We start from the raw sequence: 23,985 nt of genomic DNA on the forward strand, positions 1-23,985 counted from the left end.
CGCGCACTCGAAAGTCCGCGCTCGGAAGCTACGTCCCCAACCGATCCATGCTGGCGCCGTCCCGGCGAATTGGGGACGTCACGCCCTGACGACCGGGTCGCGAGGCGGTCGATCCTCATATCTGACACGGCAGTGACTGAGAGGGCGACGACATGCATGCACGACGGACAACGGCTATGGCCGCAACTACTTTGATCGCGGCAGCACTGGTGGCGGTCGCCGAGGCACCGGAGTCTGTCGCCGCTCCCCAGCGCGTCGATCTCGTGGTCGCCAAGGTCGGCAAGCCGCCGGCGGTCGTCAAGCACGGGTCGTCGTTCGGGCTCGGTGCGGTTGTGTCCAATCGCGGGCGCGACGCCGCTCAGCCGAGCGTGCTGCGGCTGTACCTCTCCAAAGACCGGACCAGAGGTGCCGGCGACATCCTCGGCGCGTCCGTGGCTGTCAAGCGCGTGCCTGCGCGCAAGACCAAGACCGTCAGCCAGCGGGTGAAGGTTCCCTGGGGTGCACGCGGGACGTACTGGGTCATCGCTTGTGCCGACGCGACCAAGAAGGTTCGCGAGACGAAGGAGAGCAACAACTGCAAGAGCTCCTCTTCGCAGCTCAAGGTCGACTCCGACCTGCACGCTCAGTTGTCCGGCCGCTTGCAGTTCGTCGACGAGGGTCAGGTCGTGGATGCGGGCAAGACAGAGACATGGCATCGGACAGCGCAGGCTGACGTGACGATCGCTGTCGACGGTGACCCCGAGGGCACGACGACCTTTGCAGGATCAGGCAGCAGCTGGGTACGGGACGGGTCTCGGACGGTGCGTGACGTGTCGGAATCCTGCATCCGGACACGGAACTATCAAGAGAACGGCAGCGGCAAGCTGCGCTACGTCGGCGACGGTGCCGACGATGAGATCTTCGGCAACTTCACCCGCACCGACATGAGCGGAGTGCGGATCGGCCTGATCATGCGCGCCGACTGGAGTGAGACTCGTGACCAGGTCGGCCAGGGTGAGTTCCCCTGTGACCCCTCGACTGCGACGTCTCAGGGAACCACGATCGACGTGAGCTCGATCGAGCTCAAGGAGGTTGGGTTGACGACCAACACGATCACCTACGAAGTCGTTGGCTGGGAAGGCGCGTACGGCACCACGTCGCCGTGGGACAGCGTCGACGGTCAATTGGTGCTGCGGCTTCGTTAGAACGGCATCCGCGGCCAGTGCGCACCATGACGCAGCGTTGCCAGCGCAACGACCACCGCGCGACGAGGGACGCGGTGGTCGTTGGCGCTGGGGAACGGTGCTACTCACCGCCCTCGGCAGGGGAGTGCGCCCGGTCCAACGACACAAGCTGGAGGTTTGGGCCGGGCGCCCAGGAGCGGGCTGTTGAGCAACGGAGTGCCTGCTCCCTGCCACCGTCCGCGATGTCCCCTCGGACGGAGAGTCTGTGCAGCTGGCCACGTGGGCCTAGCCAGTCCCGTCGTCCGTTCTGGGGGGCGACAGTTCGGACAAGGACTGAAGTCAGTTGATGGAGCGTCAGTGGAGTCGATCGGTAACGACTGGGATGGTCCCGACCGGCTGCCCGATCAGGTGCGCCGGCCGGGACCCATGAGAACGGGCGCGCGGCTGCCCGTCTCGGTCGCCGCTACCGATCAGGGCGGCGGTTCCTTCACGATTCCAGGTGTCGATGGAAGCATCCGGGGAGACGAACGGTAGAGGCCCCGGGCGAGGTCGGGCATCCAGCACCCCGATGGAGGAGGTGCCCCCCGATCCATCCCTGGAGACCACCTTCGTGAGCGGCAACTGTTCAGTCGCCGACAGAGGTCTTGGTGTCCTGCTCTGCCGATTCGGGTGGGCCCGCCCCAGCACTCGGGCCCACCCGTCCGCAGCTCGTCGCCTGGGTCATCACCGGGCGTTGGAGCAGGGGACGGCTTCGTGTGGTCGTCATGGCCCGTCTCCTAGGAGGGGCCTGGTCCGCCCAACTGAGCCCATCGCGTTGGGAGCCGCCGGATCAGGCCTCTCCGACTCCCGTCCAGCTGCGATGACGGGTGGTGTCGGCGGTGACCAGGTCGGTCAGCCAAGGTCAACAAGGGGGAGGGTGGCGACGACCTCGGTCCCGCCTCCGATCCGGTCGCGGACCTCGAGCGAGCCGCCTTGCTCGTCCGCGCGCTCGCGCATCGAGTGCGTGCCGACACCAGGAGTGGCTTCTGTACCTTGGCCGGCGCCATCGTCAGCGATCACCAGCAGCAAACTTCCAGCCGGATGGCGACGGGCGACGATCCGGCAATGGTCGGCGCGAGCGTGTCTGGAGACGTTGGTCAACGCCTCACTCGCGATGCCATACGCCGCGGTTGCGACGCGGGGGTCGAGATCGTCGAACCTGTCCGCCTCGAGCGCGACTGAGAGGTTCTCGCCGTGGAACCGGCCAGCGAGCTCTGCGAGCGCCGGCACGAGTCCGAGCTCGTCGAGGACCGGCGGCAGCAGGTGGTGCGACAGGCTGCGCACGCTGAGGGCTGCCGACTCGACCTCGGACTGGAGGCGCTCGAGCAGCTCTACACCGGCGTCAGGGTCAGATCGCAGCAGGTTGCGGGCGCCCTGGAGCCCCAGGCCGATGCCGGCGAGCGCCGGGCCGAGACCATCGTGGATCTCGCGCCGGAGGACCCGACGCTCTTCGAGCCGGGCGGCCGCAAGCCGGCTACGCAGCTCCTCGAGGTCGACCGCCCCTCGGCCGATGACAACGGCCGCGGCGACCACAGTCGCCAGCTCGTGCAGGGTCGCAAGATCGCGCGCCGACAGCAGTTCGCCCGGCAGTGCCGAGACCTGCAGCAGTCCGACAAGCTCGCCGCGGTGTCGCAGGTCCACCTCCGTGCCTGGCCCGCTGGCCTCCCCCCATCGCACCGGCGGCAATGCGTCGGAGACGACTGTCACTGACTCCAGCCGCATCGACTCGCCGATGTCCGAAGTCAGCCCCGCAAGCAGATCGTCGATCGAGGCGCTGCTCACCAACTGGCTACCCAAGCGATGGACGACCCGCCCGGAATCGACCGCGTCGCCGAACACGAGCCGGTGCACGCGTTTTGCCAGCATGATCCGTGCCGGCTGCACGGCAACCGCGACGGCAGCAGCCGCGACGAGCTGAGGAAGCTCGTCACCGGGCAACAACGGACTCAGGAGCGCCGTGACAGCGACGTAGCCCACCAGCAGCAGCGCGGTGAGCAGTCCCGCGAGCACGGCTCGGCTGACCGTCAGGCGCAGGCCCCACATCCGGTTGCGCAACACCACGACCAGGACCGCGGCTGGGAAGACAGTCTGGGCGACGAGATGAATGACCGGCGTCAGCCAGTAGGGCAGGTAGGTCCCGGGAGACAGGACCGGCACGAAGGCGATTGCGGTCAGCGCGGTGCCGACCGCGAGCCAGCCGAGGCCGCTGCGCTCCTCTTGGGGGCCGTGCCGGTGCCGGAACTCGACCACGAGAGCGGCGGCCAGTCCGACGGCGATCGCGGCCCAGTACGGTGACTCGCTGGTCATTCCGCCGGCGGTAACCTCCTCGAGGCTGACGGAGAGGGTCAGGGCGGTACCGATGGCGAGCCCGACCCACTCCCAGCCGAGCGGATGGTCGCGGACCAGCCACGGTACGACGAGGAACAGGGCCAGCGTGCCGGGAACCCAAGCGATGCCCTGGAGCTGCGCGATCTGCTCGTGCGGCGGCAAACCGCCCGGAAGGTCGGACCACTCGGCGTATCCGTGGCCGAACGCTGCCAGGCCGCCACCGACTGCGGCCAGTCCGAGTAGCCACGGCACGGGGTGGGCGCGCCGGCTGAGGATGACTGCGGCGACTGTCCCGTACACACACGCAACCGACACGTCCACCGCGAAGAACCAGAGATCCTGGTCGACGGTCGGCCGCCCCATCAGAAGCATGCAGATGGCGACCACCGCCAGCGCCCAGGTGATCGTTGCGAGGACGACGGCGAACCGAGCGTGACGCACAGTCGGGCTCAGTGTTGTGTGCAGGGTCGTGCCTCATCCTGGGGAACGCCGAGACCGGGAGCACCGAAGCGCGTAGAGCCGGCAAAGCCGACCACGTGCTGCTGCCGGGCCGGGATGCGGGCAGCGTCGGCAACCTCGGGCTGGACGTCGTTGTCGAGGAGAGGAGTCTGTGGAAGATCCGCGAGACTGATCACTTCGCGACGGTAGATCTCCCGACGAGAGCCTCGGCGGGAGATCGCTGGGAGTCGCGCCGGGTGGATCCACGCAGCGAAGCCTCTACGCGCTCGGCCGCGGCACGGTCGGCACGAGGTCGACCGGCGGGCGGCCCCCTTCCCATCCTGCTCCCACCGGCTCGGACGACTCTCCGTCAATGAACACACCGAGTGATACTCACGGACAGTGCTGCCACCTGCAGCAGACCTCCAGCATCCGACGCCAGATGCCTCGATCAACCGCTGCATTGGTGGTGGGTACTGCCTTGGTGCTCGCACTCGGCGGTACTGGAGGGGCGGTCGCCGGATCTCTGATCACCAGCAAGCAGATCAAGAACAACACGATCACGTCCGCGGACATCAAGAACAAGACGATCTCGAAGGACGATCTGGCGGCTTCGGCGCTACCGCGCGCTGGAGCCAAGGGGCCGGCGGGCCCTGCAGGTCCGGCCGGTGCGGCAGGCCCCGCCGGTCCAGCCGGTGCCGCAGGGGTACAGGGACCCGCAGGACCCATCACCGGCACCCTGCCCTCGGGCGTCACGCTGCGCGGCGCGTTCTATTTCACCGAGTCGACGGGAAGCCCTGCCGGCATCTCTTCTACTACGGACATCTCGCTCGGCCTACGAATCCCGGACATGCTTCCGGTGACCGTCGTCTATGCAGGAGCGACCAAGCCCGAGGAGTGCACCGGCACGGTCTGGGTCCCGACCGCCACACCTGGGCACATGTGCGTCTACGTCGCGAACTCGTACGGCTACGTCGAAGACTCCTTGCAGGTTCTGGCGCAGGGGCTACCCGACTCCCCCGACAGCAGTGGCGCACTCGAGCAATGGATCAGTCCCGCAGGCGGGCTCATCGAGGCGACCACGGACGGTGCTGACGTGCATCGCCTCCGCGGTGTGTGGGCAGTCACGGCACCGTAAGAGCGGTCCCAACGTCCGTCTCACCGACACCTGCGTCTATCAACCAGCCAGTCAACGCAAGGTAGTCCGAGCGAGCTGAAGGTCGAGAAGGCCTGGTCCGACGGCTCCCGACGCGATGGATGCGTCGGTCGGACCAGGCCTTCTCTCTTCGGAGACGGGTCGAGCACCACACGGTCGTCTCCGGCTACACCACCCGGCTCTCCATGAGCCCGGCGATGAAGTCGAGGTGGGTGGGCCCACCGGGGGGTTGAGGCCCACCCGACCGCCAGAGCGGGGAACATCAAACCCTGGCGGCCTCCCTAGCATCACCGGCGCCAACGGTGAACCGCTGGGACGACGCGGGGAATGCCCGCCACCGAAGTCGTCACCACGCAATGCTCGGCTCGGTCAATGGGCATCGCCCTGGAGCCGTTGGCGCCCGGGCCGCATGCTCCAGGAAATCATGCGGACCGGGCGCCCCCGAGGCGACGGGCCACCAAGGGTCCGGAGTGGCCTGTCGCCAGTCACCGCCGATGAACTCCAGGCTCGGCGATGAGACCAAGTGGGTGAGCCGCGATCTCGGGTCGCAGCCCACCCGTGCCTGGGATGAGAGGGGGACAGCCGCATCTCACCCCGGCACTCACATCGTGGAATACGTCGCCGGGAGAACCCTGGGAGCCCGCGGGGACTGGGGCATGGCTCCTTGTCCGGAAGTGTCTGCTACGCGGGCGCTTCGCATCCGACCTGGCGGCTGTTGTCGGCGCCTCGACGGGCCTCCGGCCCGACTCCGCACATCCGCCTTGCCAGATCGGCGCGAAGCCCCGCTCGCGACGGCGCCGGACAACGAGCCACACCCTAGACCGCTGATACATGTCGCACGGTGACTCGTCGGCCAGGTGTGAGGAGACCCGACCCGAGAGCTTCCAACGTGGTGGGGTTCGTTGGGCGGACCGGGCCTCCCCAGGAGACGGCGTGAACACACCATCAACACGGCGCCGTCTCCAGCTCCGCCGCCTAGCCAGACCCGGGCGGCGAAGTCTTAGGACGGGTGAGCCCACATGGGTTGGGCCCACCCGACCGGCAGGGCGAGGGAGCCAGGCCGGCGCGACGATCATCATCCACACCGATGGTCAATCGGCGGGTCTTGACCGGGAGCCGATGGGAAGCCCGCGGGACCTACCGGCATGAAGGTCGCCGTGTTGGTTCACCGTGGCTTGCGCGTGAACGTTCGTGTCCGGTCCCGTCGGCTGGTTACTGGGCCTCGAGGAGCTCGGCGCTGAGGGCGATATCAGCCATCGCTTCGCGGTCGAGGCTCGGGCTGCTGCCCTGGGGATCGAGCTCCTGGACGGAGATCAGGAAGTCACCACCAGGATGGCTTTCGAGACCATGGGTACTGACAGGCGTCGAGGAGGGGGCGGCCGTACCGTCGGGCGCGACGAGAGTGCCAGGGCCGTAGAGCGTGCCGTCGCCAGCCAGCTCCGCGAAACCTTCACGCCAGATCACGGCAACATTCTCACCCTGACGGCTGACCGAGCCCGCGTCGCAGACGCTGTAGACGCCGGCGGCAACGTCGGTGGCGCAGGTTGCGGCGGCATCGCCTTCAGTTTCTCCTTCGGCATGACCCAGGAAGACCTGAACCTCGGCGCCGGTATCGAGGGTGAGCTTGGCAAGCCAAGCATCCGCCTCGCTCCACTGGCTGCGCGGGAGCGGGAGACCGCCCGGCTCCGGTGAGCCCTGGCCGGGAGCAGGATCGGCGTACGCCTTGAGGTCGACATCGTTGACGCTGATGCCGGCGGGAAGACGGGCCTCGACGATCTCGACGATCCGCTGATTGACTTGCTCGGGTGCTGGCGCAAGCTGCCACGAGTCCGCGGCGGCAGGAACGGAGGCCAGTGCGAATCCGCCGCCAGTGACGACCAGCGCGGCGAGTGCGCAGGCGGTTCGGCGTACGGCAGTGGCGCGCTGACGCCGACGACCGCCAGCGATGACATTGCTCAGCTGGACATTGCTGCCATCGCCGTGCCGGGCGAGTTCGCTCCTGAGAGTGTCGCGGAGCTGCTGCTCGGTGATCATGGTCATGGGTTCCTTTCGGTTGACACTGTGTTGGAGCTGTCGGAGTCGGGCGTGATTGGTCGCGCCGGAACAAGCGCGGGCTGGCGCCTCGCGCTGGACTCGACCTGCTGACGCATGAGCGCCAGCGCCCGAGCGGATTGGCTCTTGACCGTGCCTGCGGTGATGTCGAGAACGGAGGCGACCTCGGCGACCGAGAGGTCCTCTAGGTATCGCAGTGCGATGACAGCCCGATAGCCGGGAGGAAGGTTCCGTAGCAGCGCCACCAGATCGATGCGCAGGTCGTGGACCAGCGCTGGGTCGGCCATGGTGGGACTGCTCGCGGGCGACCCCATCAGCTCGGGTTCGTCCGTGAGGTGTTCGCGCTTCTGCTTGCGGACGGCGCTCAGTGCTGTGTTGACGAGGACGGTGCGACAGTAGGCCTCGACCTTGGTCGCCTGGATTCGGTCCCAGCGAGCGTAGATGGCGCTGAACGCCTCCTGGGTCACGTCATCCGCAGTTGCCGAGCTGCCTCCGATGGCGAACGCAATTCGCCAGTACAACTGACGGTGGGTGGCGAAGAACGTCTCGAACTCGCTGTCAGAACCGACAGCACTTGGTGCACTCGCCATCTCACTCTCCTTTCATCCGCGGCACTCGTTACACGGACTACAAGTCGGGAGGGGACTGGCGGGTTGCACGAAGCTTCACAATGCCGGTCAGTAAGAATCCGTAGACGGCAGATGGAGCGCCCCGCGCAGCTGGACAGGATGCATTCATCCGGCGGCCGTACGTGGGTGACAGGAAGACCACTCGGGCGCTCATGGCATCGCTGTTGTCGCGAGGAGCACTGCGGACATCGTCTGGGATCCACCCAGGCGGGGAGGGGCCTGATCTCGCCGCCTGGATCAGGCTCGGACGGCGAGTGTTGACGCCCGTCGTGGTCACCGTGCACACCTGTCCCGATCCAGCGAAGCTGCCTCTGCGCGTGTCGGCCGGCGTCTGCGTCGGCGCTGTGGCGGCCCCATCTTGAAGACGGGGCCGCCACGGTCAATGTCCTACGAGCAGGGTTCGGCGGCGAAGGCGCACATGTCGTCGACCACCTGTGTCGCCCTGTGCTCAAGCTGGTTCGCGGTGTGCTGACCGGCTTCAGGCGATCCGGCACTGCCGAAGTAGGTCTTGTCGAGCAGGAGGGCGTTGCCGACGCGCGTGATGACGTAGGCATTGCCTTCTCCGGACGGTCCGTCGGCGTCGCCGTACTGGTCCATGTACGCCACCGCATCGTCACCAGCCGATGCTTGCAGCACGATCGGGTGGACGTAGGCGTGGCCTGCTGCAGGCTCAGGGCAGGCCGCGACCGTGGACCGCATCTCATCCAGGACGTCTTGCGCCGCTGCGTCGCTCTGATAAAGGGCGAGAGTGCGCTGTTCACCCCCCTCGACTCCGTCCGACCACACCGCACCGAGCACATCGACGACGCCGCGGCCAGCTGGAGACCACACAGGCACGTTGCAGATGTCGATCTCGGGCAGGACTACCTCTCCCGGCTCCGTGCCGACGTACGCGGGGTCCGACTTGGTGTCCATCCCGTTGCCGAGCCCGAAGGCCGCGGGGATCGTCTGGGACCAGCGGACGTCCTGGGGCGCGGGAGCGGACGCGAAGTCCGGCTCGTGGCTGCCTGAGTGGCGGTCTCCGCTGGCAGCCAGGGCCAACGGCATTGCGATGACACCGACAGCCACCATGCCACCGACCGTCGCGAGGGCGATGTTGCGCCGGCGAATGCGTGCACCCCGGCGACGCACCTCTGATGCAGGCGGGGGGTTCGTCATCGGTCCGCGGGAGACGAAGTTCTCGAGCTCATCGATCAGATCACGCACGGGTCACTCGTTTCCTTGGGCTGGGCGCTGTCTTCCGCGCCGAGTAGTGCGGCCAATGCCGCGCGGCCCCGGCTCAGCCGGGCTTTGATGGTTCCTTCTGGGACGCCGGCCTCGCGGGCAACGTCGAGGACGGACAGGTCAGCGATGTGATGGAGCACCACCGCCTGCCGCTGGGGCTCAGGTAGCTCTCTGAGTGCGGAGACGAGTGCCACATGGGTCTCGCTGGGCGCCGCGCTCTCGCGAGCTGGGCCGAGGGCCCGATCGGATGGTCGGTGCGCCACCTTCATGCGTCGCCACCGACTGATGGCCAGTCGATATGCGGTGGTGCGTACCCACGCTTCCGCCTGGTCTGTTCTCTCCAACTTGCCGCGGTGTGCCCAGGCGCGCGCGAATGCCTCCTGCACGCACTCCTGTGCTTCATCGTGGTTGCCGAGCATGGCGTAGATCTGACCAATGACTCGGTGGTACGACGCGGCGTAGAAGATGTCGAACTCGCGTTCGTCCATATGACTCTTTCCCGTCCATTGACGTCAGCAACGGTTGCCGATCAGGGGTAGAACGCGTGACCTCGAACCCCGGTTGCATCAGGGCCTGAGCGACCCGTCGCGCGTTGCCGCTCCAAGAGGACGTGGACGCATCCGAATGATTGGTGGCCGCTCGGGGAGAACCCCGGGAGAGAACGGACGAGCATCTCACTTGACGCCGAGAGCTGGACGCCGCAAGAGAAGGCGGGCAACGGGACGTCCGCTGCCTTCCGGCTCACCTCCGAGCTCGGGGACACTCTGGCCCGTCGTCCGGGGAGATGGGAGGCGGCGTCGACGGTGTTCGCCGCCCTCGCGATCACCAGCGCAGCCCCGGCCGTCAGGTCAGATCCAGTCGCAAGATGCTCAACCCGGGCGGGCAACCTTTCGAGTCGTTGCTACGTCTGGACGGGTGATTCGACGAGAAGGGATGGATATGCGACGGGTCTCCGGGCGCGATGAGGCGTTCACCAGCTATGTCTCGCAGAGGCATAGGCACTTGCTGCGAACGGCGTATCTCTTGTGCGGCGACCTGCATCTAGCTGAGGACCTGGTCCAGAACACGCTGGTCAAGCTCTACATGGCCTGGCCGAGGGCCGCACGGGCCGACAACGTCGATGCTTACGTGCGACGAGTACTGGTCAATGCTCATCTCGACGAGACCCGCAGGCCTTGGCGGCGCGAACGTGTCGTCTCTGACTCGACGCTCGGCGCGAGTGCTCCCGCCCATGATCTCGCTGGCAGGGACGAGTTGACCAGGGCACTGCGCGAGCTGCCTGAGCGACAGCGCGCCGTCGTCGTGTTGCGTCATTACTGGGGGCTGTCCATCCGGGAGACAGCCGAGGACCTCAAGATCTCGACCGGCACGGTCAAGAGCCAGACCGCCAAGGCCCTCACGTCGCTCGCCCACTCGCTACAGGCCTGCGAGCAATGAGAGCTGCGCGCCACGGGACCACCTCGCACACGAAGGAGACCGATCATCGATGAACCCGACGACCACGCCTCACGAGCCTGACCGTCACGGCCGCCAGGACGACCTCCTCGCGGAACGCCTACACGCTCTCGTCGAGTCCATCGACGTCGTGGACCCCGCCCAGGAAGTCCTTCGACGAGGCCGGAACGAGGTGCGACGTCGTCGCGCGATCGGTACGGCCGCAGCTGGCTCCGTACTCGCGATCGGTGCGGTCGCCGCGGCCACGGCGTTGATCGGCCCCAGTCACAGCGCTGAGTCGCCCACAGCAACCGCGGCGCCCAGCCGCTCGGTGGCCGCCTCCAAGCCCTCTCCTCCGGCGGCCACCAAGGCCGTCGTGCCGGAGCGTTGGATGACGGGATGCCCGACGAATAAGGAAAGGGCGAACCTCAAGAGCGACTACTACAAGCAGCGGGACCGTGTGTTGCGCGCCTTCGTCGTGCACTCTCGAGCCCTCCTCGCCGAACACCTCGACCCTCAGGGCGAGCATCTCCAGAAGGAGTCCGCTCTCGAGCAGACCGGGGGACAGACCAGCGAAGGACCTAACTGCGTCTTGACCGGCCTCGGCCACAAGTTCGGTTGGAAGGCGGGTAGCCAAGGACTGGGGATGATCCAGCTCGAGGTCACCACCGACTGGGCGAATGCGAACGTTCGTCTGCACCACGAGATGGGCGAGGACGGCGGCGTCCTCTGGCAGCCGGCTCCGTCGGTTCCGCAGGGAGCGGTGCGTGCCTTCGTCGCCGAGTACCCCGGAGGCACGGCCGTGGCAGTGACCCGACCCGACGGCATCACGGTCGCCGTCGACGCCGCCAATCTGTTCGGCAACAACTCCGTCACCCCCGTAGCCGGGACAGGTCTGACCACCGCTCAGTTGCTCTCCGCAGCGGCCGACCCCGAATTTGCGTTGCCGAACTAGGACGAGACCGTCAGAGGTCCGGCCGGAACGGTCCGTGCGACTGCTGTGCGGCCGAGACAGGTAGTGCAACCCGCAGGGGCCCCCACGCGTCATTGACATTGAGCCGCCTCGCCCTCGATCTCCACAGCAGGTGTAGACGACCCCCTCGGGACGGTGACGTATCCCGCACTTTCGAACTGGAAGGAATCTCGGATGCCCGAATGGGTGACGTGGATCCTGACCTGGCTGCTATGGGTTGTCTCCCTGTACGCCGCTCTAGCCGCGGCGGCGCTCGGAGCGGACCGGTGGCGTGACCGCAGCGCCACGCGCTGTAGCGGTGCTGCTGCAACACCGAGATCTTCCTCATTGCGAGCTCCCGTTGCGATGAGCCCAGCGGCGGACTCGGTCCCACCGCGCCCGTCCTCCGTCGACTCGAGGTGACACAGGAGCCGAGCGACTGTCGCGTTGCGATGCTCGACGAGTTCACTGCGCCGGGTGGAAACACGCGCACATCGTCACAGGCCTCGAGTGCGACGTAGCCAGTGAATCCGGCGTGCATGGAGTGGGGCCTCGCCGTGTTCGGTACGTCCGGCCACCTTCGGCGTGTGCGAGACGAACGATCACCACGACGGACTGGCGACGTCGACCGTTGACACGAAGCCTGCGTGTCTCCAACATCGCTGCACTCGTCGAGCAGAACCGCCGCGCGCACGACCGCGCCGATGCGGCAACTTCGTCGACAACATCGACTGGCCCTGCACCCCAATCGACAGGATCCGTCGCAAGCGCCCTCGCCTTGGTCAGTTGCCGCTTCGAGGGCTGCGCTGTCGGCCGTCTCGACTGGCGTTGACTCGTCCGAGCGCCGACCTCACGGCTTGGAGGGCGACGAGGATTTCGGCTGCGCCCGCCGTTGTGCGTTGGCTCACGTCGGGACTCTGGCAATGGCCCGCAGGAGCACTTCAGCGACCACGGACTCCCGTCGTACTCCCATCGGCGCGGGCGAATGTCAGTGGGTGACCACGTCGACTCATGGCAATGAACGGGCCGGTGGCCCGGACAGCGGCTCGGAAAGCGGCACGATCAGGCGACGCCGGCTCCCACGATCCACTGCGGCGCTGGTCGCCGGCACCGTCGTGGTGCTCGCGCTCGGCAGCACCGGGGGAGCGGTCGCCGGATCCCTGATCACCAGCAAGCAGATCAAGAACAACACCATCACGACGGCCGACATCAAGAACAAGACGATCACCAACAAGGACCTCGCCAGGTCGGCTCTCCCGCGCACCGGGCCGAAGGGCGCTACCGGAGCTACCGGCGCGCGGGGTCCGGCCGGCCAGGCCGGGGCGCAGGGACCAGCCGGTCCCATCACCGGCGACCTGCCCTCAGGAGTCACCCAACGCGGCACTTTCTACCTCTATGCGCCCTCAGGACCCACGGGCGGCGTCTACAGTCAAACTGGGATCTCGTTCGGTCTTCGCATCCCAGGCGAGCTCCCGGTAACGGTCGTCAAACGGGGTGAGACCAAGCCCCCCGAGTGCACCGGCACCATCTACGACCCAACTGCCGCCCCCGGACACATGTGTGTCTACGTCGGGCTCTTCGTGGGTTACGACCGAGACCTCGTGCAGGTCTTCTCACAATCCTCTCCCGAAGACCCCGACGGCGACTCGGGACGGGTTGATGTGATCGGTCCTGCTGGTGGCATGATCAACGCACCCACCACCGGCAGTAGCGGACACAATATGCAGGGCGTCTGGGCAGTCACCGCGCCCTGAGACTTCCTCGACTCCGGGTGGTTTGGCCGTGTCGTGGGGTTCACGTCGCGGCCGAACCGCTCCCGGACCGGATCTGGTGTGCGCCGAGATGGCGTTCGAGGAACGCGAGCATGCCGGCCTCGTCGTCGGCCCAGCGGCTCCCGCCGGCGGCGACAGAGATCAGGAGGCCTCGCTCGGGCAAAACCGGGTGAGGGCGGATTCTCGTTGTAGTGGAGGGACGGGCGTGGCTCTGATGGCGTCCGCAAAGGCCGGGGGCTAGCAGGCCGTGCGCGACGAGCCAGAGCCACCACTCGCGGCGTTCGGCGCAGTATTGGTCGTCTGCGCGCGCGGATCGCGTCCGCGATGACCCACGCGCCGGCCAGCTGGGTCAGGGACGCAGGTCCGAGAACTCAGCCGCCCGGCCGTTCTTGCCGTTCGCCACGCTCTCGACCAGGCATGTGTTGCGGGGGCATCGTAGGTGGCGGTGACACCGAAATAGAGTTTCCGCGGCGAGCTCGCTGTCCCCGACTGGTACCTTCACGACCGAGCTCAGGCCATGAGCGTCCTCCGGATGACGCAATAACCCAGATGCGACGCGCCCTGGGTAGGTCGATCTCGGCCGGCGCGGGCGGCGACGTCTCGGCGCGAATCCAATCGGCCGCATTGACACAGTCCGCGTCCGTTGCAGAGGGACCTCCCTTACCGAGCAATCCACAGGTCCGCGTCCGGCCAAGGCCACGTCAGCGATCTCCGCGTAGAGAGGAGATACGAGAATTCAGGCGGCGAACGGCGACGTCAAGCAACAACACGTCATCGCTCAGATCGATCGGGTGGATCGCGCAGATCCCGTGCTGATCAAGCCTGGCAATTGAACCGGCCCCGACGGATGTTGGAGCACCCGCCGAGGCCTAGGACCTACGTGCAACGGAGGCACGAAGACCCATGGACCGATCATCCAACACATCCCCGCCATCGGCACCCGAGCACGCGGCGAGCAGCGGCGAGACCTCTAACATCGATGAACGTTCGGCTGTCTGCGTCTTAGACGCCCACCCGCTAGTGGCCGCACGGTGGCCATTTCGGCGTGACCGAATCGCTGCTTGTGCCGACAGCGCGCGGGCACAGATCGGACAGGGAGGGTTATCTGAGCCATCGTCCGCCGCGGATCTTGACTTCGTGCGAGAGCACACGGCCAATGTCGACGCCGACCGCCTGATCTGCCGGTATCTCTCGTTGGCACGAGAGATGGACGTAACCACGATCAGTGTGCCGTGGCCTGATGCCTGCCTTCGGGGCATGTACTTAGATGACTTGGACTTTATCGCGCTGAACACATGTCTGAGAGCGTTCCGGGTGGTGGAGACGTTGGCCCATGAGCTCGTCCACGCGGCCTACCGCGATCGCGTGTCGACCGTCTGGACCGAAAGTCGGGCTGAGGCCGCAAGCGCGATGCTCTGCCTCGATCTTGTTGCGATTCGACGGCGCCGAACTGACACGTCGAGCACAGGGATGCCATGGACCACCGCACGAGTGCTGGACCGTCAGAGGACGGCGATCAGCGAACTCGTATGTCAGAAAGTAGACGGGTGGTGACGCCGCCGGCTTTGCTCCACAGGGCCGGCTCGAGGCGCGGGGATTCACATAGAATTCTCATAGACGGGCGCAACGAACGCTGTCAACGAACGATTTACATGGATCCCTTCGGCCCAGCCCGATACACCCCGACACAGGTCAGCAGGGGGTAGGAGATGACAAACGCGCAAGTCAGGAACCTGTTCGGTCTCCCGACCTGCGCCTTCGCGGTGGTGCCCCAGGTAGGAGTCGAACCTACGACCTTTCGCTTAGGAGGCGGCTGCTCCTTCGGCCTCGGGCCGACCAGCTGGATCTAGTGCTCTGCAAGCTTGCCCACTGAGTCGCGCAATGCGTCCTCGCCGGCGCGGACGTAGTGGTTGAGGACGGTCGTGAGCTTGTCGCCGAGGTACTGTGCGACGACTTCCCACGACTCGCCGAGCTCCTCGTGGAACCACTTGGTCGCAGCGTGGTGCCGGAGGTTTCGGTAGACGATCGTCTGGGGCCATGCGTTGTCGGGATCGTTCTGCTCGACCCACGCACGGACCCGGTGCCAACGTTCGTTGTGCATCTCCGGCTTCACAGGCAGGCCCGTCGTGGTGTCGACGAAGAGCCACAGTTCGTCCTCGGGCGGGATTGGGTAGTTCCACCAGGCCATGCTCCGATCCCTATCGCGTGCAGCCAGCGATGCCCGGCGTTGGCGCTGGGACTCAAGGGCGTTCGTGACCTGCTGGATCGTTGCCTTCTCAGGCAGGTTGAGCAGCTCCTTGACGCGGGGGAGCAGTTCGTCTTGCATCAGTGACTTCGGGAGCGGGACTTCGTGCAGGGTGTGATTCTTGACGGGGCCGCGGAAACCAGATTGCCCTCGCGGCGTGGTCCACGAGCCGTTGACATGGACGTATCCACGCTCGAAGAAGACGTCGATGGCGCGCAGCGCGTTCTGTTCGCCGAGCCGTAGCCCCCCGAACCCAGCAACTCTGATCTTGGTGCCCAGCAGCGGCAGCCGGGTCATGAGCGGATCGGTGCCATCGGTGCCGCAGAGCCTGTCGGCGGCATCCGCCATCGCTCGCACTTGTCGTGTCTCCGGGCGCAACCGAGGATCGACGTAGTGGGCAGTCGCTCCGTGGAGGACGGCGGAGCGTCCGATCTCCAGACCGTCGAGCGGGTCGATGCTTCGATCGAGCCACCCGAGGCGCCAGGCGAGCTTGCGCATGGCTGCGAGCTGACCACGCAGGTCCTCGCGCCCGCGGCTGGAGAAGATCGTCTTCGAACCTTTGTCCATGACTTGGCGACTGTGCTCGACACGCCACCTCGCAACCGGCACCTCGCCGATGGTGGGCAGGATGTGCGCGTTTAGTCGCGACTCGCGCTGCTCCATGGTGCGTGGCTGCTTCCCGCGTTCGACGCTGTCCTTGAGGTACTCCTCGCCAAGCATGCGGATGGTGCGGGCGGCGCGGACATCGGCGCGAGCTGGTGTCTCCCTCTCGGTATCCAGCGCTGCCTCTGCCTGTTGGAAGATCCTGCGCGCCTCGCTCTCAGAGTTCGCTCGGCGCAGCACCCGCCTCCAGGGCTCGCCGTCGCCGGCGGGTGCGCGGAACATCACCTGATACTTCGTGCCGCCTGCTTCTGGGGCGTAGAGCCTCACCCGCCATGGCCGCGCACTGCCACCGAGGGTGCGCGGCTTGCCCTGCGCGAGCAGCGTTGGCTTCTTGCGGGTCGGCACCCGCGTCCCTCCTAGGCTGGACGGTGGAGCCGGCGTCAGGCTCCCGAGAAGATCATTCGTGTATCACTTTCGTGTATCACAAGGTCAGAAATGATACACGTGCCACTTGTTAGGAGTCATGGTAGATGGCCAACCGCCTTGCCACTGCGACCAGCCCGTACTTGCTCCAGCACGCGGAGAATCCGGTGGATTGGTGGGAGTGGGGGCCGGAAGCCTTCGCCGAGGCGAAGCGTCGTGATACACCAGTATTGCTCTCGGTGGGCTACTCGGCCTGTCACTGGTGCCACGTGATGGCGCACGAGTCCTTCGAGGACGAGGCGACCGCGGCGTACCTCAACGAGCACTTCGTCAGCATCAAGGTCGACCGCGAGGAGCGGCCGGACGTCGACGCCGTCTACATGCAGGCCACGACGTCGATGACCGGGCGCGGCGGGTGGCCGATGACGTGCGTGCTCGACCATGACGGCAACCCGTTCTTCGCGGGCACCTACTTCCCCGACCGGCCGCGCGGCGGGCAACCGTCGTTCCGCCAGGTGCTCGAGGCGCTCAGCGGCGCGTGGGCCAACAGGTCCGACGAGGTCGCGCGGGTGGCCGAGACGCTCCGCGAGCACCTGTCCGCGCAGGGCGGGCTGCGCGGCGAGACGAGCGCGGCCTGGCCGGAGCTGCTCGAGGGCGCCGTCGTCGGGCTCGCCCGGGAGTTCGACCAGCAGTCAGCCGGCTTCGGCGGGGCACCGAAGTTCCCGCCGTCGATGGTGCTCGAGCTGCTCTCGCGGATCGCCGGCGGCCGCGAGGCGCCGACCGAGGCGCGCCGCATGCTCGACGCGACGCTCGAGGCGATGGCCCGCGGGGGCATCCACGACCAGCTCGCCGGCGGGTTCGCGCGCTACAGCGTCGACCGCGACTGGGTGGTCCCGCACTTCGAGAAGATGCTCTACGACAACGCCCTCCTGCTGCGTGTGTACGCCGGGTGGGGGACCGCCCTGGGCGACGAGGTCGCCGAGGGCATCGTGGACTTCCTGCTCGGTGAGCTGCGTACGCCGGAGGGCGGGTTCGCCTCCGCCCTGGACGCCGACTCCGAGGGGGCCGAGGGCACCTACTACGTCTGGACGCCGCAGCAGCTCGTCGACGTGCTCGGCCCGGAGGACGGCGCGTGGGCGGCCGAGCTGCTGTCGGTGACCGAGGCCGGCACGTTCGAGCACGGCGCCTCGACCCTCCAGCTGCTGGCGGACCCGGACGACCTCACGCGCTGGTACCGCGTCCAGCGGCTGCTCCGCTCCGCCCGCGACCGCCGGGAGCGGCCGGCCCGCGACGACAAGGTCGTGGCTGCGTGGAACGGGCTCGCGATCAGCGGCCTGTGCCGCGCCGGCCGGCTGCTCGGACGGCGTACCTACGTCAAGGACGCCGCGGTCGTCGGCTCGCTGCTGTGGCGGGTGCACGTGGTCGAGGGCCGGCTGCGGCGGGTCTCGCGGGACGGTGTCGTGGGTGCACCGGCCGGGGTGCTCGAGGACCACGGCTGCGTCGCCGCCGGCTTCCTCGACCTGCTGCAGGCGACCGGCGACCCAGTGTGGCTGGAGCGCGCGGGCGTGCTGCTCGACGCCGCCCTCGCCCACTTCGCGGCGCCCGACGGGGGCTTCTACGACACCGCCGACGACGCCGAGGCGCTGGTCGCGCGGCCGCGCGACCCGTCGGACAACGCCTCGCCCTCGGGACTGTCGTCGCTGCTGCACGCGCTGACGACGTACGCCGCGCTGACCGGGTCGGGCCGGCACCGCGACGCCGCCGAGGCGGCCCTGGACACGGTCGCGGTGCTCGCCGAGCAGGCGCCCCGGTTCGCCGGCTGGTCGCTGGCGGCTGCCCAGGCGATCCTCGACGGCCCGGTCGAGGTGGCGATCGTGGGCGAGCCGACCGCCGAGCGGGACGAGCTGGAGCGTCGGGCCCGTCGGCACCCCGGTGCGGTGGTGGTCGTCGTGGACGAGCGGACGGACTCGATCCCGCTGCTCGTCGGCCGGACCGCGGTCGACGGGCGCCCGGCGGCGTACGTGTGCCGGGGGTTCGTCTGCGAGCGCCCGGTCACCTCGGTGGCGGACCTCGAGGTAGCCCTGTCGCGATGACCGTGACAGCACTACTGTGACCGTCATGACCCAGGCACCAGCACGCCCGCAGTCCGGCTCCACCTTCGAGTCGCTCAACCCCGCCACCGGCGAGGTCGTCGGCACCCATCCGGTGCAGACCGAGGAGGAGGTGCGCGCAGCGGTCGCCCGCGCGCGGCAGGAGGCCACCTGGTGGGCCGGCCTGAGCTTCGGCGAGCGCAAGGCGCACCTGAACGCGTGGAAGACGCTGATGACCCAGCGGCTGCCCGAGCTCGCCGACCTGGTGAGCCGCGAGATGGGCAAGCCGGCGTCCGACGCGATGCTCGAGGCCGGGCTCGCCGTCGACCACATCGCCTGGGCCGCCGGCAACGCGAAGAAGGTCCTCGGTCGCCACAAGGTCTCGTCGGGCCTGCTGATGGTCAACCAGTCCGCGACGGTGGCGTTCAAGCCGCTCGGCGTGGTCGGCGTGATCGGCCCGTGGAACTACCCGGTCTTCACGCCGATGGGCTCGATCGCCTACGCGCTCGCGGCCGGCAACGCGGTCGTCTTCAAGCCGAGCGAGTACACGCCCGGCGTCGGCGGCTGGCTCGTGCAGACCTTCCAGGAGGCCGTCGGTCGCCCGGTGCTCCAGCTGATCACCGGCCTGGGTGAGACCGGGTCGTTCCTGTGCCGGGCGGGCGTCGACAAGCTCGCCTTCACCGGCTCCACCGCGACCGGCAAGAAGGTGATGGCCGCCTGCGCCGAGACCCTGACACCGGTCGTGATCGAGGCCGGGGGCAAGGACTCCGTGATCGTCGACGCCGACGCCGACATCGACGCCGCCGCGGACGCCGCCCTCTGGGGTGCCTGCGCCAACGCCGGCCAGACCTGCATCGGCGTCGAGCGGGTCTACGTGCACGAGAAGGTGTACGACGAGTTCGTCTCGTCCATCACCGCCAAGGCGGCCGGTCTCGAGGCGGTCGAGGGCGGCAAGATCGGCCCCATCACGATGCCCAGCCAGGTCGGCGTGATCCGCAGCCACGTCCAGGACGCGATCGACCGCGGTGGCCGGGCGGTGCTCGGTGGCCCCGAGGCCGTGGGGGACCGGTTCGTGCAGCCGACCATCCTGGTCGACGTGCCGGAGGACTCGCTCGCGGTGCAGGAGGAGACCTTCGGGCCGACCCTCACCATCGCCAAGGTCGCGTCGATGGACGAGGCCGTCGAGAAGACGAACGCGACCCGCTACGGGCTCGGCAACACGGTCTTCAGCAAGGCCAACGGCATGGCGATCGCCGAGCGCGTCCGGTCGGGGATGTCCGCCGTCAACGGCGTGATCACCTTCGCCGGCATCCCGAGCCTGCCCTTCGGCGGCGTCGGAGACTCGGGCTTCGGCCGGATCCACGGCCCGGAGGGGCTCAAGGAGTTCACCTACGCCAAGGCGATCGCGCGCCAGAAGTTCAAGCCGATGATCAACCTGACCAGCTTCGAGCGCACCGAGAAGGCCGACAAGCAGCTCGCCCAGGTGCTCGGTCTGCTGCACGGCCGCGGCAAGAAGTAGCGCTTCGCAGGGACTACCCCGCCACGAGACGGTCACCCAGGCCGGAGCGCAGGTAGAGGACCGAGCGGCCGTGCCGGGCGGAGGTGAGCAGCCCGCCCGCGTGCAGCGCACGGAGGTGCTGGTTGACGGCGGTCGTCGTCACGCCGAGCCGTACGGCGAGCTCGGTCGACGACGCGGGTGACTCGAGCAGCACGAGCAGCCGCGACCGGGCCGCGCCGATCAGGCCGACCAGCGCGTCGGGGGTCTCCGGCCGCTCGGCCTCCCAGAGCGTGCCGACGCCGCGGGCGCCGTACATCACGACCGGCGGCTCGTCGGGTGAGATCGGCGCGGAGGCGTTGCGCGTGAAGAGGGTCGGCACGAGGGTAAGCCCCTCGCCGGCGGTGGAGCGGCGGAAGTGCGCGTCGCTGCTCATGTGCACCTGGAGCACGTTGCCGACCAGCTTGATCCGGGTCGGCGACAGGTCGGCGAACATCGCGGTGATCCCGGATCGGGCGATCGTCCGGCCGCGGTGCACGACGTCGGCCTCGAGGATCGTCTGCATCCGTGGCCACCAGGGCTCGAAGCACGTGGCCCAGTAGTCGGCGAGCGCCCGCTGGATCCGGCCCAGCACCCGCGCCGGACGCCCGGTCAGCACGTCGGGCCGGGTGGCGGGGTCGGGATGGACCTCGGCGACGTCCTCGCGGAGCACGCTCGCGGGTACGTCGCCGAGCGCGTCCAGCTGGTCGGTGAAGCTCGTGAGCGGGGAGAACGGCCGCGGCGTCAGGAAGTCCGGCGTCCACAGGTCCCGGTTGGTCAGCGCCAGGATCATCTCGGTGTCGAGGTCGCGACGGGCGTCCTCGGTGAGCTGCAGCCAGCGCAGGTGCAGCGGGTAGCGACCGGGGTCGCGCCAGGTGCGCAGCGACAGGGCGAGCTCGTTGATCGGGGAGATCGCGAAGCGCACCTCGCCGAGATCGGCGCCCGCGAGCTCGTACTCGATCATGAAGCACAACGCTACATCGTTCGCGCGCGCCCGCGAGGCGTGGGAGAACTGGGTCGTGTTCAACAGCTCCGTGCTCGATCGCCTCCACCGCCTGCTGCTCCCGCCCGACCCGGTCCAGCGGGCGCTGACCCTGGCGACGATCACGGCCTCGCTCTCGACCGGCCTCTTCTACTCGATCAGCGCGCTCTACTTCACCCGGGTCATCGGCCTGGCTGCGACCACGGTCGGCATCGGCCTGACCATCGCCGGCGCGGTCGGGGTGCTCACGTCGTTCCTCGGTGGGTACGCCGCGGACCGGGTCGGTGCGGACCGGCTGCAGCTCGGGGCCAACGCGGTCCAGGGTGCGGCGCTCTTCGCGTACGTCTTCGCCACCGACGCCGTCGCCTTCACCCTCATCGCCTGCGTCGCGGTCGGCAGCCGGAGCCTCCAGGGCTCGGCGAAGGCGACGCTCCAGGCGCGCTGGTTCCTCGGCGCCGACCGGGTCGGGATCCGGGCCCGGCTGCGGGTGATCACCAACGTGTTCATCGGCCTCGGCACGGTGCTGGCCGGCGCGGCCCTGCTCGTCGACACCGGCACGGCGTACCGCACGACGATGGTGGCGGTCGGCCTCTTCACCGCGGCTGCGACGGTGCCGCTCGCGGGCCTGCGCCGGGTGCCCGGCTTCGCCGCGGTCATGGACGTCCACCTCGACCCGGACCACGTCCAGGGGCCGTCGCCGCTGCGCGACCGGACCTACCTGGCCAGCGCCGCGCTCAACTCGGTGATCGCCATGCAGTTCAGCATGACCAGCGTCGGGGTGCCGCTGTGGATCGTCACGCGCACCGAGGCCCCGGCCGTCGTGATCTCCGTGCTGCTGGTGCTCAACACCGTGCTGGTCGCGCTCTTCCAGGTCCGCGCGGCCCGCGGGACCCACGACGTGCTGATCGCCGGCCGCACCGTACGCCGCGGCAGCCTGCTGCTCGCCACCGCCTGCCTGCTGTACGCCGCGGCCGGCAGCGTCGGCATGGTGGTCGCCGTCGTGCTGCTCGTCGGCGGTGAGCTGCTCAGCACCTGGGCGGAGATCTGGTGCGAGGCGGGCGGCTGGGGGCTGGCCTTCGAGCTCGCCGACCCGCGCAGCGCCGGCGCCTACCAGGGCCTGACCCAGACCGGCTACTCGCTCGCCTCGATGGTCGCCCCGGCCCTGGTCACCGCGACCGCGGTCGACCACGGCTGGCCGGGCTGGGCGTTCCTGGCCGTGCTCTTCGCCGCGTCCGGCACGGCGGTCGGCGTCGTCGCGGGACGCGCCGCCCGCCGTGCCGTCACGGTCGAGCTGGTGGCCTGAGGGTCAGGCGATGGTGAACCGGCCGACCTCGGTGCGCAGCTCCTGGGCCATCCGGGCCAGCTCCGCGATCGCGGAGAGGGTCTGACCGACCGCGTTGGTGGTGCTGTCCGCGGCGCCCGCGACCGTCGAGATGTTCGTCGCGATCTCGCCGGAGCCGGTGGAGGCCTCCGCGACGTTGCGGGACATCTCGTTGGTGGTCGCGGTCTGCTCCTCCACCGCCGAGGCGATGGTCAGCTGGTAGTCGTTGATCGACCCGATGATCGTGGCGATCTGGGTCATCGCGTCGACGGCACCGCCGGTGTCGCCCTGGATGGCCTCGACCCGTCGTGCGATGTCCTCGGTGGCCCGGGCAGTCTCCTGCGCGAGCTCCTTGACCTCGGTGGCGACGACCGCGAAGCCCTTGCCGGCCTCGCCGGCGCGGGCGGCCTCGATGGTCGCGTTGAGGGCCAGCAGGTTGGTCTGCTCCGCGATCGAGGTGATCACCTTGACGACGTCGCCGATCTCCTGGCTCGAGGTGCCGAGGCGACCGACCGAGTCGCCCGCCTGCTCCACGATGCCGACGGCCTCGGTCGCGACTCGGGCGGCCTCGTTGGCCGACCCGGCGATCTCGCGGATGGACGCACCCATCTCCTCGGCGCCGGCGGCGACGGTCTGGACGTTGCGCGACACCTCGTCGGCGGCACTGGAGACGATGCCTGCCTGGGCGGAGGTCTCCTCGGCACCCGCGGCGATCTGCTGCGAGGACGCCGACAGCTGCTCGGACGCCGCCGCGACGGCCTCGGCCGAGCCGGTGACCGTGGTGACGATGGCGCTGACGGACTCGATGGTCTGGTTGAAGGCGACCTCGAGGTCGCCGGCCTCACCGGACGACTTCTCCTCGAGACGGTAGGTGAGGTCACCGGCGGCGAAGCGCTGGAGCGCGTCGACCGAGCCCTTGAGCGGGCGGACCAGGCTGCGGGTGATCGCCCACGCCAGGCTGCCCGCGACCGCGAGGCCGAGGAGGGCGAAGAGCAGCACCTGGCCGCGCATGCCGTGGGCGGTGTCGAGCAGCTCGTCCGAGGCCTGGGTGGCATCGCCGGAGAGCGCCTCGCCGAGGCCGCCGAGGGTGGCGTCCATCTTCTCGTTCTCGACCTGGATCTGCTCGGCCTGGGCGCGCTGGGCGTCCTGGTCGGCGATCGCGGCGTCGACGAACTTCGCGATCGCCGTGGTGTAGCCCCCGAACGCGGCCTCGAGGTCGTCGACGGCGGCCAGGTCGTCGGGGTCGAGCGGCAGCTTGCGCAGCGCCGCGATCATGTCGGCGACCTGCTGGGTGTCGTCGGCGACATCGGCCTTGGCCGTCGTCGGGTCGTCGAGGGTGACGGCCTTGAAGCCGTCGACCTTGAGCTCGCTCGAGCGGGTGTCGAGCTGCTGCACGAGCGACCGCGCGTCGTCGTGGGTGCGGGTGCGCTCGGCGTCGTGCGACACCGTGCCGGCACCGACCCACGCGACGAGCGCGACCAGCACGGCGGACGCGAGCCCGATGCAGGTGATGACGGCGACCCGGCGACCGACCGTCCAGCGGATGTTCTTCATGGCGGGTTTCTCCTTCGTGCGGTGACACCCGCCCGAGAGGTGCTGT

General features: G+C 68.5%; 16 protein-coding genes. 8 read left to right on the forward strand and 8 right to left on the reverse strand.

Annotated elements, in window-relative coordinates; translation table 11 throughout:
- Nucleotides 1–209 precede the first annotated feature (209 nt).
- Entirely contained in the window at nucleotides 210–1,184 is a 975-nt protein-coding gene (locus ACFPYL_RS06540) for a CARDB domain-containing protein (RefSeq protein ID WP_379151956.1), read from the forward strand.
- A gap of 870 nt (nucleotides 1,185–2,054) precedes the next feature.
- On the opposite strand, the gene ACFPYL_RS06545 is transcribed toward ACFPYL_RS06540, so the two are convergent.
- The gene (locus ACFPYL_RS06545; RefSeq protein WP_379151959.1) at nucleotides 2,055–3,971 is read right to left on the reverse strand and encodes a sensor histidine kinase; all 1,917 of its coding nucleotides are present in this window, start codon (nucleotides 3,969–3,971) and stop codon (nucleotides 2,055–2,057) included.
- 478 nt (nucleotides 3,972–4,449) lie between these two features.
- Between ACFPYL_RS06545 and ACFPYL_RS06550 the strand changes: the two genes are divergently transcribed.
- Nucleotides 4,450–5,106 carry a hypothetical protein gene (locus ACFPYL_RS06550; protein WP_379151961.1) on the forward strand — a complete coding sequence of 219 codons (657 nt, stop codon included), beginning with the start codon at nucleotides 4,450–4,452 and terminating at the stop codon, nucleotides 5,104–5,106.
- A gap of 1,230 nt (nucleotides 5,107–6,336) precedes the next feature.
- Here ACFPYL_RS06550 and ACFPYL_RS06555 read toward each other — a convergent pair.
- The 4 genes from ACFPYL_RS06555 to ACFPYL_RS06570 all read right to left on the reverse strand — a co-directional run bounded on the left by ACFPYL_RS06555 (nucleotide 6,337) and on the right by ACFPYL_RS06570 (nucleotide 9,517).
- Nucleotides 6,337–7,164, reverse strand: coding sequence for a hypothetical protein (locus ACFPYL_RS06555; protein ID WP_379151964.1), 828 nt, complete (start codon nucleotides 7,162–7,164; stop codon nucleotides 6,337–6,339).
- Nucleotides 7,161–7,766: an RNA polymerase sigma factor gene (locus ACFPYL_RS06560; protein ID WP_379151966.1), complete on the reverse strand. Its 606-nt coding sequence runs from the start codon at nucleotides 7,764–7,766 to the stop codon at nucleotides 7,161–7,163. The genes ACFPYL_RS06555 and ACFPYL_RS06560 overlap by 4 nt, the downstream gene beginning before the upstream one ends.
- A gap of 426 nt (nucleotides 7,767–8,192) precedes the next feature.
- Nucleotides 8,193–9,011 carry a hypothetical protein gene (locus ACFPYL_RS06565; RefSeq protein WP_379151969.1) on the reverse strand — a complete coding sequence of 273 codons (819 nt, stop codon included), beginning with the start codon at nucleotides 9,009–9,011 and terminating at the stop codon, nucleotides 8,193–8,195.
- Nucleotides 8,999–9,517 carry a SigE family RNA polymerase sigma factor gene (locus ACFPYL_RS06570; RefSeq protein WP_379151972.1) on the reverse strand — a complete coding sequence of 173 codons (519 nt, stop codon included), beginning with the start codon at nucleotides 9,515–9,517 and terminating at the stop codon, nucleotides 8,999–9,001. Before ACFPYL_RS06570 ends, ACFPYL_RS06565 begins: the two co-directional genes overlap by 13 nt.
- 451 nt (nucleotides 9,518–9,968) lie before the next feature.
- On the opposite strand from ACFPYL_RS06570, the gene ACFPYL_RS06575 reads away from it, so the two are divergent.
- The 3 genes from ACFPYL_RS06575 (at nucleotide 9,969) to ACFPYL_RS06585 (ending at nucleotide 13,169) form a co-directional block, all read left to right on the forward strand.
- On the forward strand, nucleotides 9,969–10,466 hold the full coding sequence (locus tag ACFPYL_RS06575; RefSeq protein ID WP_379151975.1) for a SigE family RNA polymerase sigma factor: 498 nt from the start codon (nucleotides 9,969–9,971) through the stop codon (nucleotides 10,464–10,466).
- Nucleotides 10,467–10,515: 49 nt separating this feature from the next.
- A complete protein-coding gene (locus ACFPYL_RS06580; protein ID WP_379151977.1) occupies nucleotides 10,516–11,418 on the forward strand; it encodes a hypothetical protein in 903 nt (300 codons plus the stop codon).
- Nucleotides 11,419–12,410: 992 nt separating this feature from the next.
- Nucleotides 12,411–13,169, forward strand: a complete 759-nt coding sequence (locus tag ACFPYL_RS06585) for a hypothetical protein (protein WP_379151980.1) — start codon at nucleotides 12,411–12,413, stop codon at nucleotides 13,167–13,169.
- Nucleotides 13,170–15,033: 1,864 nt separating this feature from the next.
- Here ACFPYL_RS06585 and ACFPYL_RS06590 read toward each other — a convergent pair.
- Nucleotides 15,034–16,440, reverse strand: a complete 1,407-nt coding sequence (locus ACFPYL_RS06590) for a hypothetical protein (protein WP_379151983.1) — start codon at nucleotides 16,438–16,440, stop codon at nucleotides 15,034–15,036.
- A 125-nt stretch (nucleotides 16,441–16,565) separates the two neighbouring features.
- Here ACFPYL_RS06590 and ACFPYL_RS06595 point away from each other — a divergent pair, with 125 nt between their 5' ends.
- Nucleotides 16,566–18,551, forward strand: coding sequence for a thioredoxin domain-containing protein (locus ACFPYL_RS06595; protein WP_379151986.1), 1,986 nt, complete (start codon nucleotides 16,566–16,568; stop codon nucleotides 18,549–18,551).
- A gap of 25 nt (nucleotides 18,552–18,576) precedes the next feature.
- Nucleotides 18,577–20,067, forward strand: a complete 1,491-nt coding sequence (locus ACFPYL_RS06600; protein ID WP_379151989.1) for an aldehyde dehydrogenase family protein — start codon at nucleotides 18,577–18,579, stop codon at nucleotides 20,065–20,067.
- Between the two features lie 13 nt (nucleotides 20,068–20,080).
- Here ACFPYL_RS06600 and ACFPYL_RS06605 read toward each other — a convergent pair whose 3' ends face one another.
- Nucleotides 20,081–21,046: an ArsR/SmtB family transcription factor gene (locus ACFPYL_RS06605; RefSeq protein ID WP_379151991.1), complete on the reverse strand. Its 966-nt coding sequence runs from the start codon at nucleotides 21,044–21,046 to the stop codon at nucleotides 20,081–20,083.
- Here ACFPYL_RS06605 and ACFPYL_RS06610 point away from each other — a divergent pair.
- On the forward strand, nucleotides 21,045–22,367 hold the full coding sequence (locus ACFPYL_RS06610) for an MFS transporter (protein WP_379151994.1): 1,323 nt from the start codon (nucleotides 21,045–21,047) through the stop codon (nucleotides 22,365–22,367). The two genes, ACFPYL_RS06605 and ACFPYL_RS06610, sit on opposite strands and share 2 nt — an antisense overlap.
- A gap of 3 nt (nucleotides 22,368–22,370) precedes the next feature.
- Here ACFPYL_RS06610 and ACFPYL_RS06615 read toward each other — a convergent pair whose 3' ends face one another.
- Nucleotides 22,371–23,939 (reverse strand): methyl-accepting chemotaxis protein, encoded by a 1,569-nt coding sequence (locus ACFPYL_RS06615; RefSeq protein WP_379151997.1) that lies wholly within the window; start codon nucleotides 23,937–23,939, stop codon nucleotides 22,371–22,373.
- Nucleotides 23,940–23,985 lie beyond the last annotated feature (46 nt).

Origin of the sequence: Nocardioides hankookensis (assembly GCF_042658885.1) — a bacterium.
Taxonomy (GTDB): domain Bacteria; phylum Actinomycetota; class Actinomycetes; order Propionibacteriales; family Nocardioidaceae; genus Nocardioides; species Nocardioides hankookensis.

Bases quoted from the DNA above. Each gene is read 5' to 3' on its own strand.
- ACFPYL_RS06555 (WP_379151964.1), bottom strand. From the start codon at position 7,164: ATGACCATGATCACCGAGCAGCAGCTCCGCGACACTCTCAGGAGCGAA.
- ACFPYL_RS06560 (WP_379151966.1), bottom strand. From the start codon at position 7,766: ATGGCGAGTGCACCAAGTGCTGTCGGTTCTGACAGCGAGTTCGAGACG.
- ACFPYL_RS06570 (WP_379151972.1), bottom strand. From the start codon at position 9,517: ATGGACGAACGCGAGTTCGACATCTTCTACGCCGCGTCGTACCACCGA.
- ACFPYL_RS06575 (WP_379151975.1), top strand. From the start codon at position 9,969: ATGCGACGGGTCTCCGGGCGCGATGAGGCGTTCACCAGCTATGTCTCG.
- ACFPYL_RS06580 (WP_379151977.1), top strand. From the start codon at position 10,516: ATGAACCCGACGACCACGCCTCACGAGCCTGACCGTCACGGCCGCCAG.
- ACFPYL_RS06595 (WP_379151986.1), top strand. From the start codon at position 16,566: ATGGCCAACCGCCTTGCCACTGCGACCAGCCCGTACTTGCTCCAGCAC.
- ACFPYL_RS06600 (WP_379151989.1), top strand. From the start codon at position 18,577: ATGACCCAGGCACCAGCACGCCCGCAGTCCGGCTCCACCTTCGAGTCG.
- ACFPYL_RS06610 (WP_379151994.1), top strand. From the start codon at position 21,045: ATGAAGCACAACGCTACATCGTTCGCGCGCGCCCGCGAGGCGTGGGAG.
- ACFPYL_RS06605 (WP_379151991.1), bottom strand. From the start codon at position 21,046: ATGATCGAGTACGAGCTCGCGGGCGCCGATCTCGGCGAGGTGCGCTTC.
- ACFPYL_RS06615 (WP_379151997.1), bottom strand. From the start codon at position 23,939: ATGAAGAACATCCGCTGGACGGTCGGTCGCCGGGTCGCCGTCATCACC.